Annotated in this window: 17 protein-coding genes and 2 riboswitches; of the genes, 12 read left to right on the top strand and 5 right to left on the bottom strand. The window is 62.5% G+C overall.

Annotated features, from left to right (window positions below):
• Positions 1–82: 82 nt before the first annotated feature.
• A riboswitch (guanidine-I (ykkC/yxkD leader) is annotated at positions 83–208 on the bottom strand.
• Between the two features lie 62 nt (positions 209–270).
• Positions 271–639 carry a MarR family transcriptional regulator gene (locus PQR27_RS11345; protein ID WP_408523746.1) on the bottom strand — a complete coding sequence of 123 codons (369 nt, stop codon included), beginning with the start codon at positions 637–639 and terminating at the stop codon, positions 271–273.
• Between the two features lie 157 nt (positions 640–796).
• Here PQR27_RS11345 and PQR27_RS11340 point away from each other — a divergent pair, with 157 nt between their 5' ends.
• The 9 genes from PQR27_RS11340 (at position 797) to PQR27_RS11300 (ending at position 11,070) form a co-directional block, all read left to right on the top strand.
• The gene (locus PQR27_RS11340; RefSeq protein ID WP_408523745.1) at positions 797–1,702 is read left to right on the top strand and encodes a sugar phosphate isomerase/epimerase family protein; all 906 of its coding nucleotides are present in this window, start codon (positions 797–799) and stop codon (positions 1,700–1,702) included.
• A 9-nt stretch (positions 1,703–1,711) separates the two neighbouring features.
• On the top strand, positions 1,712–2,773 hold the full coding sequence (locus PQR27_RS11335) for an isopenicillin N synthase family dioxygenase (RefSeq protein WP_408523744.1): 1,062 nt from the start codon (positions 1,712–1,714) through the stop codon (positions 2,771–2,773).
• 136 nt (positions 2,774–2,909) lie between these two features.
• Complete coding sequence (locus PQR27_RS11330) at positions 2,910–3,125, top strand: hypothetical protein (RefSeq protein WP_408523743.1); 216 nt, start codon at positions 2,910–2,912, stop codon at positions 3,123–3,125.
• Between the two features lie 96 nt (positions 3,126–3,221).
• Positions 3,222–3,375, top strand: a riboswitch (guanidine-I (ykkC/yxkD leader).
• Positions 3,376–3,432: 57 nt separating this feature from the next.
• Positions 3,433–4,188, top strand: a complete 756-nt coding sequence (locus PQR27_RS11325) for an urea amidolyase associated protein UAAP1 (RefSeq protein ID WP_408523742.1) — start codon at positions 3,433–3,435, stop codon at positions 4,186–4,188.
• An 11-nt stretch (positions 4,189–4,199) separates the two neighbouring features.
• Positions 4,200–4,856, top strand: coding sequence for an urea amidolyase associated protein UAAP2 (locus tag PQR27_RS11320; RefSeq protein WP_408523741.1), 657 nt, complete (start codon positions 4,200–4,202; stop codon positions 4,854–4,856).
• Positions 4,853–8,443, top strand: a complete 3,591-nt coding sequence (locus tag PQR27_RS11315; protein ID WP_408523740.1) for a 5-oxoprolinase/urea amidolyase family protein — start codon at positions 4,853–4,855, stop codon at positions 8,441–8,443. The genes PQR27_RS11320 and PQR27_RS11315 overlap by 4 nt, the downstream gene beginning before the upstream one ends.
• 64 nt (positions 8,444–8,507) lie before the next feature.
• Complete coding sequence (locus PQR27_RS11310; RefSeq protein WP_408523739.1) at positions 8,508–9,509, top strand: ABC transporter permease; 1,002 nt, start codon at positions 8,508–8,510, stop codon at positions 9,507–9,509.
• Between the two features lie 112 nt (positions 9,510–9,621).
• Positions 9,622–10,536, top strand: coding sequence for an ABC transporter ATP-binding protein (locus tag PQR27_RS11305; protein WP_408523738.1), 915 nt, complete (start codon positions 9,622–9,624; stop codon positions 10,534–10,536).
• Positions 10,537–10,614: 78 nt separating this feature from the next.
• On the top strand, positions 10,615–11,070 hold the full coding sequence (locus PQR27_RS11300) for a hypothetical protein (RefSeq protein ID WP_408523737.1): 456 nt from the start codon (positions 10,615–10,617) through the stop codon (positions 11,068–11,070).
• 1 nt (position 11,071) lies between these two features.
• Here PQR27_RS11300 and PQR27_RS11295 read toward each other — a convergent pair whose 3' ends face one another.
• On the bottom strand, positions 11,072–12,025 hold the full coding sequence (locus tag PQR27_RS11295) for a transporter (protein ID WP_408523736.1): 954 nt from the start codon (positions 12,023–12,025) through the stop codon (positions 11,072–11,074).
• Positions 12,026–12,337: 312 nt separating this feature from the next.
• On the opposite strand from PQR27_RS11295, the gene PQR27_RS11290 reads away from it, so the two are divergent.
• The 3 genes from PQR27_RS11290 (at position 12,338) to PQR27_RS11280 (ending at position 15,009) form a co-directional block, all read left to right on the top strand.
• On the top strand, positions 12,338–12,739 hold the full coding sequence (locus PQR27_RS11290) for a hypothetical protein (RefSeq protein WP_408523735.1): 402 nt from the start codon (positions 12,338–12,340) through the stop codon (positions 12,737–12,739).
• A gap of 88 nt (positions 12,740–12,827) precedes the next feature.
• Positions 12,828–14,057 carry a DUF2252 domain-containing protein gene (locus PQR27_RS11285; protein ID WP_408523734.1) on the top strand — a complete coding sequence of 410 codons (1,230 nt, stop codon included), beginning with the start codon at positions 12,828–12,830 and terminating at the stop codon, positions 14,055–14,057.
• Between the two features lie 73 nt (positions 14,058–14,130).
• Positions 14,131–15,009: a bifunctional helix-turn-helix transcriptional regulator/GNAT family N-acetyltransferase gene (locus PQR27_RS11280; RefSeq protein ID WP_408523733.1), complete on the top strand. Its 879-nt coding sequence runs from the start codon at positions 14,131–14,133 to the stop codon at positions 15,007–15,009.
• 53 nt (positions 15,010–15,062) lie between these two features.
• On the opposite strand, the gene PQR27_RS11275 is transcribed toward PQR27_RS11280, so the two are convergent.
• From PQR27_RS11275 to PQR27_RS11265, 3 genes are all read right to left on the bottom strand, one after another.
• Positions 15,063–15,653 (bottom strand): hypothetical protein, encoded by a 591-nt coding sequence (locus PQR27_RS11275; protein WP_408523732.1) that lies wholly within the window; start codon positions 15,651–15,653, stop codon positions 15,063–15,065.
• Positions 15,654–15,852: 199 nt separating this feature from the next.
• On the bottom strand, positions 15,853–17,055 hold the full coding sequence (gltS, locus tag PQR27_RS11270) for a sodium/glutamate symporter (protein ID WP_408523731.1): 1,203 nt from the start codon (positions 17,053–17,055) through the stop codon (positions 15,853–15,855).
• A 152-nt stretch (positions 17,056–17,207) separates the two neighbouring features.
• Positions 17,208–17,705 carry a transporter suffix domain-containing protein gene (locus PQR27_RS11265; protein ID WP_408523730.1) on the bottom strand — a complete coding sequence of 166 codons (498 nt, stop codon included), beginning with the start codon at positions 17,703–17,705 and terminating at the stop codon, positions 17,208–17,210.
• Between the last annotated feature and the right edge of the window lie 4 nt (positions 17,706–17,709).

The raw sequence follows: 17,709 nt of genomic DNA, 5'->3' as shown, positions 1-17,709 counted from the left end.
ATCAGACGTGCGCTGAACTTTGCGGAATCTGCGGGTGACAAACGCCGGCCACGGAGAGGCGCGATAGACATTGCTATCGCCAATCTCCCGGGCTTTTGTCCCGCCGTGTAGTGCACCTGCCCATTCGCGTGAAAGCAGAATGAACCGGTGCACCGGGCTGCTCTCGGACCAGACATTCTTTCGAACCGGAACCCTAGCATCCCTAAGATGCGACGCCGCCGCACCTCTCGGCGAAGAAACTAGCGAGAAATATGCCAGACGGGCGGCACATCAATCCAATGCGGCAAAACGCTGATGCACGTAGGCGAGAAATTGCTCCAGCCGTTCCTCGATGGAGACCGCGAGACTCACCTGCTTGATGCGGCGATCCTGGTCCGAAGCGGTCTCCAGCAGCCAGCCGCTGTCGATCAGGTGCTGCACATAGCGCACCGCCGTCCGGCGGCTCACGCCGGGCATGAATTCATAGAGCGCGGTCTTGGCGAAATGGCTTTCATCGTCCATCCACATGCGGCAAAACAGGTCGCTGTAGTTCAGATCGTTGAGCCCGAGATCGGCGAAGTGAGCCGACCACTGCCAGTCCATATCGAGGATGGCGCGTGCCACCGCTTGCCCCTTGTTACGTGCGAGTTTTTTCTTCATCGATTCACCACGAGGAGGAGGGGTGCACAGTTTAAGTGCTCATTAAGCCGAAAATCGGGCGCCTCGAAAAGATGCACAGTGCCGCGCAGAATATCTTATTGACGCGTTTATTTCGCATGTACTATTGCATGCAATTTTACATGCAATAGGAGGCGTGATGAAATTCGAGCTGTTCAAGACGTTCTGGGGATTCGACGGCGGTCCTGACGATGCCGCGCCGCTAGTGCGTGCCGCGGGCTTCGACGGGATCGAAGCGCCGGTGCCGCCCGGGGAAGCCGCGCGCGAAGCCTTCGCGCGCGCCATTGCCGGGCAGCGGCTCGAATTTATCGCGGAGATCACGACGGCGGGCAGCTACGTCCCTGAACGATCGGCTACGCCCGAAGACCATCTGCGCGACTTCGAAGCGAAGATTTTATGGGGCAAGCCGCTCGCACCGCGCTTCTTCAATGTGATGGCGGGCTGCGATGCGTGGCCGGCCGCCACGCAAATCGACTTCTTCTCGCGCGCCGTGGAGATTGCCGCCCGGCACGAGGTGATCTGCAGCTTCGAGACGCATCGTGGCCGCTCGTTCTATAACCCGTGGATCACCCGCGATGTGGCGCGCGCGGTGCCGGCACTGAAGCTGACGTGCGATTTCAGTCATTGGGTCTCCGTGTGCGAGCGGCTGCTGGACGGAGAAGGGGGTGAATGGGACACGATTCTCGAGCTTGCGCCGCATGCGCATCATCTGCACGGCCGGGTCGGCTATCCGCAAGGTCCGCAGGTCCCGCATCCGGCCGCGCCCGAGTACGCGGACTGCCTTGCTTCGCATCAGCGCATGTGGGAGGCGCTGTGGAGCGCACAGATCGCGAACGGCTATACGGTGACGACCATGACACCGGAATTCGGCCCTGATGGCTATCTGCATACCTTGCCCTTCACCAACGCGGCGGTTGCCGACCTGTGGGAAATCAATACGTGGATGGGACGCGAAGAGCGCCGCCATCTTGCGGCGTTTCTCGCCGCGCGCGCGGCGCAGGCCGGTCATGAAGCCGAGCCGCACCTCGAATCACACCACGCATAGGCACTTCTCATGAGCCAAACCACCCATACGAGCTTTGAGCGGCTGCCCATCGTCGATATAAGCGGTCTGTATAGCGACGATCCGGACCAGCGGCTCGCCACCGCGCGCGCACTCGATCGCGCCGCACGCGATGCCGGTTTCTTCTATGTGACCGGCCATCAGGTGTCGCGCGAGCAGCAGACTGCGCTCGTCGAACAGGCGAAACAATTTTTCGCCGCGCCCGAGGACTGGAAGATGCGCTACTACATCGGCCAGTCGAGCGCGCATCGCGGCTATGTGCCGGAGGGCGAGGAAGTGTTCGCCGGCGGCAAGCGCGACCGCAAGGAAGCATTCGACACCGGCCGCGAACTACCCGCCGACGACCCCGACGTACAGGCCGGCACACCGATGCTCGGTGCGAACCAGTGGCCCGAACAGGCGGGCTTCCGGGAGGCGATCGGTGCGTACTATCAGGCGACGTTCGACCTCGGCCGCACGCTGTTTCGCGGCTTCTCGCTCGCCCTCGGTTTGCCGGAAGCGCATTTCGACACGTATCTGCACAAGCCGCCGAGCCAGTTGCGGCTGATCCACTACCCGCTCGATCCGTCGGCGGAAGACCGGCCCGGCATCGGCGCGCATACCGACTACGAGTGCTTCACAATTTTGCTGCCAACCGCGCCGGGTCTCGAAGTGATGAACGGCGAGGGCGACTGGATCGATGCGCCGCCGATCGACAATGCGTTCGTGGTGAACATCGGCGACATGCTGGAAGTGTGGACCGGCGGCACTTACGTCGCGACGTCGCATCGAGTTCGCAAGGTCCGGCAGGAACGCTATTCGTTTCCGCTGTTCTTCGCCTGCGATTACCACACCGAGGTTGCGCCACTGCCGCAGTTCGCAACGCCCGAAGCGGTAGCGAAATATCCGCCTGTGTCGGCGGGCGACCATCTGTTCGCGCAGACGGCGCAGAGCTTTTCGTATCTGAAGGCGCGTCTTGAACGCGGTGAACTGGTGTTGCCGGATGGATCGAAAGCGCTGGCGAGCTTTGGACAACAGGCTCGATATGCCGGCGCGCAGCGTGATGTCGCCTAAGTAGAAATCATCGATACAACGCTTGCGATTCGCCGCGCCGCTCTGTGATTACGGGCGGCGCTTCTGCTTTTGCAGTTCGATGAAACGCGCCGACATCAGTGCATAGAGCGTGCGGCGAAGCGTGGCGAGCGTTAGCATGGTTCGTGACTTTGAATGGATGGGCGTAGCGCTGTCACTTGCAACCACCGTGCCATCGCGTCCATCCCTTACGCAGCGTGAACGGGAAGGACCGGCAGGCCCCATGCTGGTGCCGCAAGCATTCAAATGGTGCTCGCGCGGCCTCGTGCATGGTGCGTTCGCGATTGCCTCGCGCACGCCGCTGTGTGTGCTCAAGCGCGCCGATTCGCGCTGAATGTCTTGCCACGACGGGTTTGCGGCATCGGCGGCAGACAGCTGGCACGCAACTCGCTTAGCTACGCAGCGAGAGGTGCGAAGTAATTTGCATCATCTTCAGGATCGCTAGGGTTCCGGTCGGCGCACTTTAAAGGCTTAACCAGCCTGATGGCGTGCACGATGCCTGGTCCGAGAGCAATCCGGTCTTGCCGCTCACCTTCGTTCAAGGCGCCGGCGAGGCTCCACGGAGGGACAAAAGCCCGGGAGGTCGCGATGTCGGTCAATCGCCCTCTCATGCTTTTTCCCAACCGATACCTGGAGCCTCCATGTCGACGCAACTCCCAGTCGATCTCGCCCCGATCCCGCACGTGTTGTGGGAAACGCTGATTCCTGCCGGCACGCATTGGTCCGGCGTGCTGCGCCGTGGCATCGCGCTACGCATCGTCGATCCCGAGGGCGGCGCCAACCTGGCCGCCGTGTTCTACCGGCACGACGAAGCCCTCGAGCGCTACAACATGGCCGATACGCTGAAGGCCCAGCACACCGCGCATCTGACGCGCGGACACGTGCTGTATTCGGACATGGGCCGCGTGATGGCGTCGATCACCGCCGACACGCTCGGCTGGCACGACCCGCTCGGCGGTATCGGCGATGCGGCGCTATTCGCCAGCAAGTACGGCGAAGCCCGCTATCAGCAGCATCGCAACGCGATGATTCGCAACGGCCGCGATAGCCTGCTGCTGGAGCTGGCGAAGCACGGCCTCGGCGCACGCGATCTCGTTGCCAACATCAACTTCTTCAGCAAGCTCGCGATCGGCGAGGACGGCTCGCTCAAATTCGTGCCGCGGCATTCGCGAGCCGGCGCCGCGTTCGATCTGCGCTTCGAAATGGACACGCTCGCCGCATTCTCGAGCGCACCGCATCCGCTCGACCCTTCTTCCGAATACCAGCCACGGCCCGTGAAACTGGTGGCGTACCGCGCGTATGCGCCGGATGCCTCAGTCCCGGCTGACGACCCTTGCCGCGCCGCGTGTCCCGAGAATCAGCGCGGCTTCGTCAACACCGATCGTCTGTTCGTTTAAGGAGACCCGCGATGCCCATTATCGAAAGCAAGCTCGACCTGCATCACGCGGTGTACGACCTGACGCTGCCGTCCGGCGAGCCCTGGCTGCATGAAGTGAAACGCGGACAACTGTTCCGCATCCTCGACCTCGAAGGCAATCAGGCTGTCGACACGCTGTTCTACAGCAGCGCGGATCCGCTTGAACGGTATAGCGCGCAGGACACCATTCGCGCACAGCGCAACCTCTATCTGTCTGCCGGCAGCGTACTGATGTCGAACCTCGGCAAGCCGATGCTGACCATCGTCGCCGACACCTGCGGGCGTCACGACACGCTTGGCGGTGCCTGCGCGGCGGAAAGCAATACGGTCCGCTACGCGCTCGACAAGCGCCATATGCATAGCTGCCGCGACAGCTTTCTGCATGCAATCACGCACTGCACCTGCGGGGTGGGCACGCAACTGGGCAAGCGCGACATCGTCAGCAATATCAACTTCTTCATGAACGTGCCGGTGACGCCGCTCGGCAAACTGACCTTCGAAGACGGCATCTCGGCGCCGGGCAAGTACGTCGAGATGCGTGCCGAGATGGACGTGACCGTGCTGATCTCGAACTGCCCGCAGTTGAACAATCCGTGCAACGGCTACAACCCGACGCCCGTACGACTGACCATCTGGGATGCCCAATGAGATTCGACAAAGTCCTGATTGCCAATCGCGGCGAAATTGCCTGCCGCGTGATTCGCACGCTCAAGCGTCTGGGGATCGCCTCGGTAGCGGTCTATTCAGAAGCCGATCGCCATGCGATGCACGTGATGCTCGCGGACGAAGCGGTCTGCATCGGTCCGGCCGTCGCGGCGAGCAGCTATCTGAATCGCGCGGCGATCCTCGAGGCGGCGCGCGCGACCGGCGCGAATGCCGTGCATCCGGGTTACGGTTTTCTGTCCGAGAACGCCGCCTTCGCGCAAGCTTGCGAAGACGCGGGTATTCGTTTTATCGGGCCACGCCCCGCGCAGATGCTCGAATTCGGGCTGAAGCACACCGCCCGGGAGTTGGCTCGAGCCAACCACGTGGCGTTGCTGCCGGGCACCGGCTTGCTGCCGGACGTAACGGCGGCGTTGCGCGAGGCCGAATCGATCGGCTATCCGGTGATGCTGAAAAGCACGGCGGGCGGCGGCGGCATCGGCATGTCGCTGTGTCGCGACGCAGCGCAACTGGAGAGCGTGTACGCGTCGGTTGCACGCCTCGGCGAAGCGAACTTTGCCAACGCGGGCGTGTACATCGAGAAGTTCGTCGAAAACGCCCGCCATATCGAAGTGCAGATTTTCGGCGATGGCCGCGGCGGCGTGATTGCGCTCGGCGAGCGCGATTGCTCGGTGCAGCGGCGCAACCAGAAGGTGATCGAAGAAACGCCGGCCCCCGGCCTGACCGATGCGGAGCGCGCGGAACTGCATGCGAGCGCCGTGCGGCTCGCACAAGCGGTGCAATACGAATCCGCCGGTACGGTCGAGTTTGTGTTCGATGCCGACACCCGTCGCTTCTATTTTCTCGAAGTGAATACGCGGCTGCAGGTCGAGCATTGCGTCACTGAGGAAGTGACGGGCGTCGATCTGGTCGAGTGGATGATTCGCCAGGCCGAGGACGAACTCGCGCCGCTCGATACGTTGCTGCCGACACCCAAGGGCGCGAGCATTCAGGTACGGTTGTACGCGGAAGATCCGCATAAACAGTTTCAGCCGAGTGCGGGCGTGCTGACGCACGTTGCTTTCGCCGATGCCGCGCGGGTCGACACCTGGGTGGATGCCGGCACCGAGGTCAGCGCGTTTTACGACCCCCTGCTTGCGAAAATCATCGTCAAGGGCGAGAGCCGCGAAGCCGCGCTCGCTGCCTTGCGTGCCGCGCTGGACGACACGCAGCTCTATGGCATCGAGACGAACCTGGACTATTTGCGCGCGATTGCCGGTTCGGCGACCTTTGCGCGCGGCGAGCAAACCACGGCCTTCCTGTCGCGCTTCATGTTCGCGCCGCACACCATCGACGTGCTGGACGGCGGCGTGCAGACCACGGTCCAGCAGACGCCGGGGCGCATCGGCTACTGGGACATCGGCGTGCCGCCGTCGGGCCCGATGGACGATCTGTCGTTCCGGCTCGCCAACGAACTACTCGGCAATCCAACCGACGCGGCCGGCCTCGAATGCGCGATGGTCGGCGCCACGCTGCGCTTCAATACGGCGACACTGTTCGTGCTCGGCGGCGCACCGCTCGCGGCGAAGCTCGACGGTCAGCCGGTTACGTTGTGGCAGGTCACGCGGGCGGCGGCCGGCGCGGTGCTCAAACTCGGCGGCGTGACCGGCGCCGGCATGCGTGCCTGCCTCGCGCTCAAGGGCGGTCTGCAGGTGCCGGACTACCTCGGCAGCAAGGCGACGTTTACGCTCGGCCAGTTCGGCGGCCACGCCGGCCGCGCGTTGCGCAAGGGCGACGTGCTGCATCTTGGCGCCGACGCGGGCCGTGGCGAACCCGGCGCGCAGCTCGATGCGTCGCGCGTGCCGGTTCTGACGCACGACTGGACGCTCGGCGTGCTCGACGGCCCGCACGGCGCGCCGGATTTCTTCACGCCCGACGACATCGCGATGCTCTACGACACGCGCTGGACGGTGCACTACAACTCCAGCCGCACGGGCGTACGCCTGATCGGGCCGAAGCCGCAGTGGGCGCGCACCGACGGCGGCGAGGCGGGGCTGCATCCGTCGAACATTCACGACAATGCGTATGCGGTCGGCGCGGTCGATTTCACCGGCGACATGCCGGTGATTCTCGGGCCGGACGGTCCCAGCCTCGGCGGGTTCGTCTGCCCGGTAACCGTGGTGGGTGACGAGTTGTGGAAGCTCGGGCAATTGCGGCCAGGCGATACGGTGCGCTTCGCGCCTGTACGCGTGGCATCGGAGGCGATTGACACGGCCGGCGCGCACGATTGCGTCCTCTATCGCGATCCCGACGCAGGCGAGGGCACTGGCGTGGTCTATCGCCGCTCCGGCGACCAGAACGTGCTGGTCGAATACGGCCCGCTCGTCCTCGATCTGAACCTGCGATTCCGCGTCCACGCGTTGATGAACTGGCTGGATGCACATCGCTTGCCGGGCATCATCGATCTCACGCCGGGTATCCGCTCGCTGCAGGTGCATTTCGATCACCGCGTCCTGTCGCACGACACGCTGCTCGCGCATCTTCAACGGGCCGAGCGGGAATTGCCCGCGGTGGCCGATATGCGCGTGCCGAACCGCATCGTGCATCTGCCGCTTTCATGGGATGACCCGTCCACCCGTATCGCGATCGAACGCTACATGCAATCGGTGCGGCCCGACGCGCCGTGGTGCCCGAGCAATATCGAGTTCATTCGTCGCATCAACGGCCTCGATAGCATCGACGACGTGAAGCGCATCGTGTTCGACGCGCGCTATCTGGTGATGGGTCTCGGCGACGTCTACCTCGGCGCGCCCGTGGCCACACCGCTCGATCCACGTCACCGGCTGGTGACGACCAAGTACAACCCGGCGCGCACGTGGACGCCGGAAAATGCCGTCGGGATCGGCGGCGCGTATCTGTGCGTGTACGGAATGGAAGGGCCGGGCGGCTACCAGTTTGTCGGCCGCACCGTGCAGATGTGGAACCGCTATCGCACGACGCGCGAGTTCGAGGCAGGCAAGCCGTGGCTGCTGCGTTTCTTCGACGAGATCCGCTTCTATGAAGTCAGCGAGGCGGAGTTGGCCGAACTGCGCGCGGATTTTGTCGCGGGCCGCGCGAGCCTGAAGATCGAGGAGTCGGTGTTCGACCTCGGCGCGTACAACCGCTTCCTGCAGGACGAAGCCACATCGATCGCCGCGTTCAAGAACGCGCAGCAGGCGGCCTTCGACGACGAGCGCGAGCGCTGGGCCGCAGCCGGCCACGCGGAGTATGTGGGCGAGCCCGGCAGCGATACGGCATCGTCCGCCGCCGGGGCCGCGGACGATGCGCTGGCCGACGGTCAGCAGGGCATCGTCGCCGAGGTGTCGGGCAGTGTGTGGAAGCTGCTTGTGAGCGAGGGAGAACGGGTCAGCGAAGGGCAGGTGGTGGCGATCGTCGAGTCGATGAAGATGGAGGTATCCGTTGCCGTCACTGAAGACGGTGTGATCGAGGCGATCGATTGCGCGCCCGGCGTGGCAGTCGTCGCGGGTCAACGATTGATGGTGATGCGTGCCGGCGTGGCCGCGGGCGCCATCGAGGAGGCGACGTGCAAATGAAACAACCCGGCGATCGGTTCGACATCCTGTCGATCCGTCATCGAACACTGCCTCGGAGAATCGCATGACAGTCATTAACCGGAGCAACAGGACCACCACCAGGACCAGCAGGACCGAATGGTTCGCGGTGCGCCGCGAACTCTCGCTACGCGGCAAGTGGCTATTGGGTGCGGGCTCGTTCCTGCTGCCGCTGTTCGTATGGTGCATCGTCAGCTATGTGCCGTTCGTCTGGCATCCGCAGGTATTGATCGAAAGCCCGGGCAGCGTCGACTATTTTCAGCCGGGCATGCGCGTCGACAAGGACGTGTTCGCCGACGAACGCTCGCATGCAAGCGACGCGCATGCGGCTTTGCCGACGGGCGAGCCGGTCAACCCCGTCTATCTGCCCGCACCGCATGAAGTGCTGCGCGCGTTCTACACCGCGTTCACGACGCCGCCCGCATCGCGCGACGGCGTGTGGCTGCATCAAAGCCTGTGGCACAGCATTCAGGTGATCTTCTGGGGCTTCGTGCTGTCGTCGGTGATCGGTGTGCCGATCGGCATCGTGTGCGGCACGTACAGCGCGATTGCACGGTTGCAGGAGCCGTTTTTCGAGTTCTTCCGCTATTTGCCGGCGCCCGCATTCGGTGCGCTGATGGTGGCGATCCTCGGCATCTACGACGGTCCGAAGATCGCCATCATCGTGATCGGCACGCTGTTCCAGCAGGTGCTGATCGTGGCCAACACCACGCGCAAGCTTGAATACGGCTTGTTCGAAGCCGCGATGACGCTCGGCACGAAGAAGTTCAAGCTCCTCACGCACGTCGTGATTCCGGGCATTCTGCCGGACCTGTATCGCGACCAGCGCATTCTGCTCGGCTGGGCGTGGACGTATCTGATCGTAGCGGAGCTGGTCGGCACCAGTTCGGGCATTACCTGGTACATCACGCAACAGGCGCGCTACGAGCACTTCGAGAACGTGTACGCGGCGATCATGATGATCGGCATCATTGGGCTCGGCACCGATCTCGTGCTGGCCGCGCTCGGCCGCAAGCTGTTTCCGTGGGACCGCACGCTCAAGGCATAGCGCGAGCGCTCGTGTCATGGCGTATTGCACCGCTATTGCACCGCTAGCGCACGCCCGTTTTACGCCTATCGGACGTATTGCACGTATCGCACCGTATTCAAGGGATTCAATCATGTTAAATCCGCAGCCGGTTCCGTCCTACCTCATCCAGTCCGAAGCGGTCCGCGACCGTTTCGACCGTCTGAAAGCGCGCGAGGTGATCCTCGAAGTGCGCGATCTCGGCAAACGCTTCGTGACGCCGCAGGGCGAATGCACCGCGTTGAACGGCATCCACTTCAAGACGCACCGGCGCGAGTTCGTCTGCGTGATCGGGCCGTCGGGCTGCGGCAAGTCGACGTTGATCCGCATTCTCGCGGGGCTGGAGGCGCAGACGAGCGGCAGCGTGCTGCTCGACGGCAAACCGGTGCAAGGGCCGGGCGCCGATCGCGGCATGGTGTTTCAGGGCTACACGCTGTTTCCGTGGTTGACCGTGAAGAAGAACGTCATGTTCGGCTTGAAGATGAACGGTCATGGCAATCTGCATGCTGAGCGCGAGGCGTTGCAGTGGCTGGATCTGGTCGGCCTGAGCAAGTTCGCCAACGTGTATCCGCATCAGTTGTCCGGCGGGATGAAGCAACGTGTGGCGATTGCCCGGGCGCTGGCGAACCGGCCACGGATTCTGCTGATGGACGAGCCGTTTGGGGCGCTCGACGCGCAGACCCGCTCGAAGATGCAGGCGCACCTGCTGGACATCTGGCGCAATATCGATGTGACGGTATTGTTCATTACGCACGATCTGGATGAGGCGATTTTTCTGGCAGACCGGATTCTGGTGTTGAAGGCGAATCCTGGGGAGGTGCAGGAGTTGATCGAGGTACCGGTGCCGCGCCCGCGCGACTATTCGCAGGTGACGTCGGCGGAATTCATTGCGACGAAGACACGCCTTGAAGCATTGATCCATCCGCCGGCCACGACGAACGACGACGAAGAGGACGCCGTCAAGCCACATATGGTGCGGATGACCGATGTAGCGGATAACGTGGAATAGTGCGGCGCCCGGCTTCATGCACGGCGGTCCGGCGCCCGGCTATAATCGCGCTCGAACATGCCCAGGGAAGTTCTACTCGTGAAAAAGATCGCTGCCTTCGCGCTCGCTGCGCTTGCACTCACTGCTTGCTCGTCCCCCGAAAAGCAGGGGGAGCAGGCCCAGCAATTCCTCCACAACGAGACCAACGTTGCCGCCGCGCAGCGCAATGCGGTGGTCGATTGCGGACCGACGAACTGCGACGCCGCCTGGGCGCTGACGAAACGCTATATCCAGCAGCATTCGGACACGCCTGTGACGCGCGCGGACGCGGTCGCAATCGAAACCGACGTGCCCTATGATTCCGGCAAAGCCGCCTTTTCGGCGACCCGTGCCGCGAAGGGTGAGGGCGCCACGCTTACTCTCTTCGCGCAGTGCCGCGGCATGTACGGGCCGGACGAAGCGAAGGGTTCGGACTATGATGAATGCGCCGAGAAGATCCTCAAGACCCAGAATGGATATGTGGCGTTTCTCAGGGCACATGCGTCAGGTCAGTAGTTCAACGATTGAACCAACGGTATTGGAGTGCGACCGAGACGGTCTGGAAATTGCCACCCACACGCGTCACGAGACCACGTGACCACGCGAGTTTGGCGGACCATTTCGCGGCCAGCGGAACCGACAGCGTGAGACCGTATCGCGCACTGAGCTGAACGTCCTGATCCTCGACACCGTTGACGCTGGTACGTCCGCCCGTAAAGTACGTCACGTCCGCGGCGAGCCATAGTCCAGGGCGCCAGGTGTAGCCACCGTGCCACTGGAAGGTCGGCATCGGGTCCTGGCCACGCCGGTGGCCACCGAAGAAATCGTCGTTATCGGTGAAGAGCCACACGCCTGCCGCGGCGTCCATGAACCAGTTACCGAATGGCTGGGAGAGCCCGATCTCGGGTTTGAACGACCAGCGGTTTGCCCCGATGTTGATCAGACGGGCGGGCGTGTACTGTCCCGTCGGCGCTACCACGACAAGGCTGACGCCGAGGACCGTGCTGGGTACGCGTCGCACGAATTCTGCCGGGGAGAGGGCGGGGTCGCCGAGCAGGTTCGCCGCGATCCTGAAGTGCATATCCCCGAGACCTGAGCGGTACTGCTGCTGATAGATGCCCCTTACGTCGCCACTCACATTTGCGTTCGCATAGGGGGCCGACAGCGCGACGCTCACGGTTTTTCCCGCGACCGCAAAACTATGCGAATAGCCGAGCGTAAAGACGTTGATATGCGCCTGCACGTTGGTGATCGGCAACGACGGATCGAACGAGACGTCGCCGCTCGATCGCGCATAGTCGAACACCACGAAATTCGTGCCCACCGGCACAGCCGAATAGGCGCGCGGTTCCATCTCCTGCGCGTGAACCGAGGGTATCGACGCCGAAACCAGCAGCGCGGCGCCCAGCCACGCGCGTCGCAAGCGCTGTGACTGCGAAGCCGTGCGGTTCGAATCGATCGATACACTCACGCATATTCCAGAAACGCGAACTATCAGGTCATTCAACTTATCGGCAATGAAACAGGCGGACAAGTGGACTTTGGTCCTATTCGACAGGCGCCGCGCCGATAAACGCGAGGCTGAATGCCGGTCCCGGTCGGAACGGCGGCCGTCCAGTCGCGGTGTAGTATTCCACCATGTCCACGTGGTTGCCGGACCTCGACGGCGTGCGGATTCAACGCGTCCATGACGGGGACGGCAAGCTGATCGAAAGGTCTGGAAACCGCTCCAACATCCCTCTGTTGGCGTCGGCCCCAACAACGGCATCGATGGGAATACATCATGTCAATCGAGTGGAAGCGCCGCGTCAGACTGTTTATCCAGCGTTTCTGGCAGCCGACCAGCGCGTGCATGACCTGCATGCCGGGGAGCTGGGGCAATGTCATGAGCCTTGGCCACTGGACGATTGCATTCCATACGGGTCTGCTCACCGGACTCCTCGCGATACTTCTGACCTTCACGCCTGCGGAGAAACTCTACGCGCATCGATACGGCAATGCGCTGGTTGTCGGCGTGCTCACGGCGATAGGCGACGCCTACGCGCACGCGAGCCACTATCGCATTCCCTATGTCGAGCACATCGTGACAGGTGTCATTTCAGGTCTCCTGGCGCTGGCTGCCTCCTATCTTTTCGAAGACCGCGCGCGACGCCTGCGGACGGCATGGGCGAGGGTTTTCGGATAGCTGCGTGTTCACGGGTTCGATTTTTGCGTGGCCTCATCTACAGCCGTCGAATCGGACACAAACACTCGCATGCTCTCCGGAAAACGCCATGGCGAAAAAAACGGGAAACAACAGGAAGGTAACTGACTTCAAAAATCGCCAGACCGTGCTGACGGCGATGCGCAATACGAAGATGGCCCGTTCAGCGCACGCGTACGTTCGCGGCAATACGGCGCAGTTCTATGACTGGCTCGAGACCAGTGACAGGAAAGCCCTGCCGGAGGGACCGCCCATCTGGATCTGTGGCGACTGCCACACGGGTAACCTGGGCCCGGTTGCCGATGCGCAGGGTCGCGTGGAGATTCAGATCCGCGACCTGGATCAGACGGTGATAGGCAACCCGGCGCATGATCTGATCCGGCTCGGCCTGTCGCTCGCCACGGCTGCGCGAGGCTCGGACCTGCCGGGCCTCACAACGGTTCACATGATGGAAGCGCTCGCCGATGGATATGAACGGGCATTCCAGCGAGCGTTGAAGGGCAAGGGAGTCGATCTGGCGAAGAAGCCTGAAACCGTGCGCGTCGTCATGCAGGAAGCGGTACGCCGCTCGTGGAAGCAGCTGGCGGTCGAGCGCCTCGAAGACACCACGCCGACGATACCGCTCGGCAAGCGTTTCTGGCCGCTCACGAAGGACGAAGCGGCAGAAATATCGGCGTTGTTCGAAAAGGGCTCGATAAGCCAGCTCGCGACCAGTTTGCGGGGACGAAAAGATGACGGCCAGGTATCGGTGCTCGATGCCGCCTATTGGGTCAAAGGTTGCAGTTCGCTTGGCCGCCTGCGGTACGCGGTGCTTCTCGATGTCGACGGCGGCGTCATTGAAGGCGATGATCTCTGCCTGATCGACATCAAGGAGGGGTTGAAGGCGGCCGCACCGCGCTACGCGGGCGCTACGATGCCGAAAGACAATGCCGAACGTGTCGTGGAGGGAGCACGGCATTTATCGCCATTTCTCGGTGAGAGGATGCGCGCGGAGCGCCTGCAGGAGCGTTCGGTGGTGATCCGCGAATTACTCCCTCAAGATATCAAGCTCGAGGTCGATCAACTCAGTCAGGCAGAAGCGATGGACGTTGCGCGCTATCTGGCGCAGGTCGTCGGCAAAGCGCACGGGCGGCAGATGAATCACGGCGTTCGGGCCGCATGGCTGAAGGAGTTGCGCCGGGGGCGCTCGAAAACCATCGACGCGCCGTCCTGGCTTTGGAACAGCGTCGTCGAACTGGTGGGCAGCCACGAGACTGCCTATCTGGAACACTGCCGTCGCTACGCGTTGGAGCTGGGGTAGGTCCAACACGCGGGTTTCACCCGGACCCAAGTTGACAGATCCAATATCTCTGACTAAAGTCAGAGATATGAACATGTCCGATATTCTCCAGGTTCGGAGCTTTAACCGCATAGTCGCCGAAAGCATCGGCGCTATCGACGATCATTTCCTTGGCCGGGGTCGCCCCATGGGTGAATCACGGCTCCTTTGGGAGATCGGCGTGGATGGCGCGGATGTGCGTACTCTTCGCGACCGGCTAGATCTTGATTCAGGCTACCTCAGCCGTACGCTCGCCGCACTTGAACGACAGAAACTCATCACTGTCCTTCCGCATCCGGACGACCGCCGGGTACGCCGGGCCTGCCTGACTCAGGCTGGTATGAAGGAGAGGGCTGAACTCGAACGGCTTTCTGACGCGGTTGCTTCACGTGTACTCGAACCATTGGGCGATGAGCAGCGCCGCCGGCTGGTCGCCGCGATGTCCGAAGTCGAACGCCTGCTGCAGGCATCGCTCGTGCATTTCGCGCTTGAGAACCCGGATTGCGATGATGCGCGCTGGTGCTTTGAGCAGTATTTCGGCGAGCTGAATGAGCGCTTTGAAGCAGGTTTCGACCCGTCGGTTAGCCTGTCGGCGGATGCCCATGAATTGACGGCACCGGCGGGCGCGTTGATCGTCGCGAGACTGCATGGAAGCCCGATCGGCTGCGTCGCGCTGAAGTTTCATAAGAAGTCACCGGCCGAGCTCAAGCGGATGTGGGTAAGCCGTTCCGCTCGCGGCATGGGCCTGGGCCGCCGATTGATCGAGGAAGCGGAAAAGCATGCTCGCCAGACCGGGGTGCGCGTGATTCGCCTGGAGACAAATCGAACACTACGCGAGGCGATTTCTCTCTACCGGCAAGCCGGATACGTTGAAGTCGATGCGTTCAACGCAGAGCCGTATGCACATCACTGGTTTGAAAAGCGGCTGGGCTGAGCCGGCTGCCATGTAGCTCCGTTTGCCGCACGGTGAGGCGATTAGCGGCCAATCTACTTCTTGACCGCCGGCTGCACGGAAATGGCAAGCGCCTCGGTGTACACAGCCTGCACCTGATCGCCCTTTTTGATGTTTGCCAACTGCTCGGGATCATCCACCTTCAAATCCAGTGTGTTGCCCTTCGGACCTTTCAGCGTCACCATCCGGGTCTTGTGATTGACCGCGACAACGTTGGCCACGATTTTCACCGTGCGGCCCAACGTGCCGCCGGGCGCGCCGCCGGCGGGTGCGCGCTCCATCGACGGTTGCTCTTCGGCCGAAGCAATGCCGTCCCCGCCTTTTTTCAGGTTCAGGGTCAACGCTTCCCGATAAACAGCTGTGACGACGTCGCCAACATTGAGCTGGTCAAAGTTGCGTGCCTCGTCTCCGACAACGACCTCAATGAGTCTTCCGTTCGGGGTCTTCAGCAAAACGGTCCGCGTCGCGCGATCAATCTCCTGCACCGTGGCCGTCACTTTCCGCGTTCCTTTGACGGTTGCGGTGCCAGGCCCTTGCGACACCTGCACGTCGGCTTCCTGCTGCGCCCATACGGCCGGCGCCACGAACACCAGGGCGGCGATGACCAGAAATTTTGCGTTCGTCATGAAAGCTCCTCTGAAATGCCAAGGCTTTACGGGTAGAAGGGTGGGACGCGCGCAATGACGCAGAACCCCGCCGGATAGCGTATTCAAATCCACTATCGTCGCCGGCCGCGCACCTTGCAATAGGACTTTAGGCCCATGGTCTTCGTCGAGACCGGCCCGGGCGACGTCTATCCGTGCGACGGTCACATGGCCGCCGGGGTCAATGAAAGATCGGTAGCGCGAGATACCCCTTGATGACGATGGAATTGGCAATGTCGATAAAGAATGCCCCAACCATCGGCACGATCAGAAACGCCAGATGTGAGTGGCCGAAGCGGTTGGTGACTGCCTGCATGTTGGCAATCGCGGTGGGGGTGGCTCCGAGACCGAACCCGCAATGGCCTGCGGCCAGTACCACCGCGTCGTAGTTACGGCCCATCACGCGGAACGTCACGAAGATCGCGTACAGCGCCATCAACGCCGTCTGCGCGGCGAGAATTGAAATGACCGGCAACGCCAGTGCGGCCAGATCCCACAGTTTCAGGGTCATCAGTGCCATGGCGAGGAACAGCGCGAGACTGACATTGCCTAGCAGTGCGACCGCGTGTTCGGCCACGGGCCGGCCCGCTAATGCAAGCCCATTGCTTAGTACTACGCCAACAAACAGCACGCAGACAAAGCTTGGCAATTCGAAGGCCGTGCCGGCCAACAGGTTAGAGAGCGCCTCGCCCACGGCCAGGCTGATCGCGATCAGCGCCAGCGTGGCGATGAACGCGGCGGGCGTGGTGGGTTGTTCTGCTTTCGGCTCTTCAAAGGCGAGTGGGGCATCGACCGGCACGCCAGTCTGTTGTGAATCTGGCTGTTTGACGCGGCGCATCAACAGGCGGGCCACCGGACCGCCCAGGATGCCGCCCATCACGAGACCGAACGTTGCACACGCGATGGCGGCTTCGGCAGCCGATTGCAGGCCGTGGTGTTCGGCAAACACCTTGCTCCACGCGGCACCCGTCCCATGCCCGCCGGACAGCGTGATCGAACCGCCCAGCAAGCCAAGCAACGGGTCGACGCCGAGCGCATAGGCGAGGCCGATTCCGACCGCATTCTGCAACACCAGCAAGCCGATCACCACGACGAGAAAACGCAGCAGCGGCGGCCCGCCTTGCTTGAGGCTCGCGAGATTGGCATTCAGCCCGATGGTCGCGAAGAAGGCCAGCATCATCGGCACTTGCAACGCCGTGTCGAAGCGCACCTCGGTATGCGCCGCGACGCGCACCGCCAGCAGCACAAGCGCGACGACGAGCCCGCCGGCAACCGGCTCGGGAATCGTGTAGGTACGCAGCACCGCAATCCACGCGACGAGGCGATTGCCGAGCAGCAGAACCAGCGAAGCCGCGACGAGGGTTCCATATATGCCGATGTTCATGTTTTGTCCCCGTGAAGCTGAAAGCGGAGCATCCGCGCGCTCCCCACGCGTTCGCCCACGCACCGCCTGACGCATGGCGCGAACGGCCGAAAGACCGAATGGCCGTCGTCCGGTTCGACCGCCAACACCTGATAGCGGTAGCGGTCGTCCACCTATGCCGTGCGGAGGAAGAGAGCGTGGATCTTGGTCCAGAAATTTCCGCCGAGCACGAAGAAGCTGCCGATCAGTACCAGATCACCGAGCAGCTGCAACTGCCAGATATTGGGTCTGAGACCCGGCCAGAACTTGTCGACGTACGACTCGAGTAACGCCCATACGAGTGGGACAAAGAACATCACAAGGCCGATGGCGTGACGAACTGGCCCGACCGTTTTGCTGGGCGCGAGCCGCTTCGCATGACCAAAGATGATCTGCTTGAGATTCTGAAAACCGGCCTTCCCCATGACCGCAATGCAGGTCACCAGCAAGACCTTGTTAGCTATAAAAACGGTGCCCGTGAGTGCCGCGATGCGCCCAGCCGACGCGCCCATGGAGCCCGCCAGCGGGAGGATAAGCCACAGCGCGAACGCGAAGATGAAAATAGCGATTCCAAGCTTGAAACGCCATCCGCCGGTGGCGGGGACCTCGGCTTCGATGTCTGGCGTAGTCATGACG

Origin of the sequence: Paraburkholderia fungorum, assembly GCF_046027215.1 — a bacterium.
GTDB lineage: Bacteria > Pseudomonadota > Gammaproteobacteria > Burkholderiales > Burkholderiaceae > Paraburkholderia > Paraburkholderia fungorum_D.
Note: the sequence above shows the minus strand (reverse complement) of the source record. Positions and strands in the feature narration are given on the sequence as shown.

What these genes read in the sequence shown, in the direction of transcription:
- PQR27_RS11265 (WP_408523730.1), bottom strand. Translation starts at nt 17,705, where the DNA reads ATGACTACGCCAGACATCGAAGCCGAGGTCCCCGCCACCGGCGGATGG.
- PQR27_RS11335 (WP_408523744.1), top strand. Translation starts at nt 1,712, where the DNA reads ATGAGCCAAACCACCCATACGAGCTTTGAGCGGCTGCCCATCGTCGAT.
- PQR27_RS11325 (WP_408523742.1), top strand. Translation starts at nt 3,433, where the DNA reads ATGTCGACGCAACTCCCAGTCGATCTCGCCCCGATCCCGCACGTGTTG.
- PQR27_RS11310 (WP_408523739.1), top strand. Translation starts at nt 8,508, where the DNA reads ATGACAGTCATTAACCGGAGCAACAGGACCACCACCAGGACCAGCAGG.
- PQR27_RS11280 (WP_408523733.1), top strand. Translation starts at nt 14,131, where the DNA reads ATGTCCGATATTCTCCAGGTTCGGAGCTTTAACCGCATAGTCGCCGAA.
- PQR27_RS11340 (WP_408523745.1), top strand. Translation starts at nt 797, where the DNA reads ATGAAATTCGAGCTGTTCAAGACGTTCTGGGGATTCGACGGCGGTCCT.
- PQR27_RS11345 (WP_408523746.1), bottom strand. Translation starts at nt 639, where the DNA reads ATGAAGAAAAAACTCGCACGTAACAAGGGGCAAGCGGTGGCACGCGCC.
- PQR27_RS11305 (WP_408523738.1), top strand. Translation starts at nt 9,622, where the DNA reads ATGTTAAATCCGCAGCCGGTTCCGTCCTACCTCATCCAGTCCGAAGCG.
- PQR27_RS11290 (WP_408523735.1), top strand. Translation starts at nt 12,338, where the DNA reads ATGTCAATCGAGTGGAAGCGCCGCGTCAGACTGTTTATCCAGCGTTTC.
- PQR27_RS11330 (WP_408523743.1), top strand. Translation starts at nt 2,910, where the DNA reads ATGGTTCGTGACTTTGAATGGATGGGCGTAGCGCTGTCACTTGCAACC.
- PQR27_RS11275 (WP_408523732.1), bottom strand. Translation starts at nt 15,653, where the DNA reads ATGACGAACGCAAAATTTCTGGTCATCGCCGCCCTGGTGTTCGTGGCG.
- PQR27_RS11285 (WP_408523734.1), top strand. Translation starts at nt 12,828, where the DNA reads ATGGCGAAAAAAACGGGAAACAACAGGAAGGTAACTGACTTCAAAAAT.
- gltS (WP_408523731.1), bottom strand. Translation starts at nt 17,055, where the DNA reads ATGAACATCGGCATATATGGAACCCTCGTCGCGGCTTCGCTGGTTCTG.
- PQR27_RS11320 (WP_408523741.1), top strand. Translation starts at nt 4,200, where the DNA reads ATGCCCATTATCGAAAGCAAGCTCGACCTGCATCACGCGGTGTACGAC.
- PQR27_RS11315 (WP_408523740.1), top strand. Translation starts at nt 4,853, where the DNA reads ATGAGATTCGACAAAGTCCTGATTGCCAATCGCGGCGAAATTGCCTGC.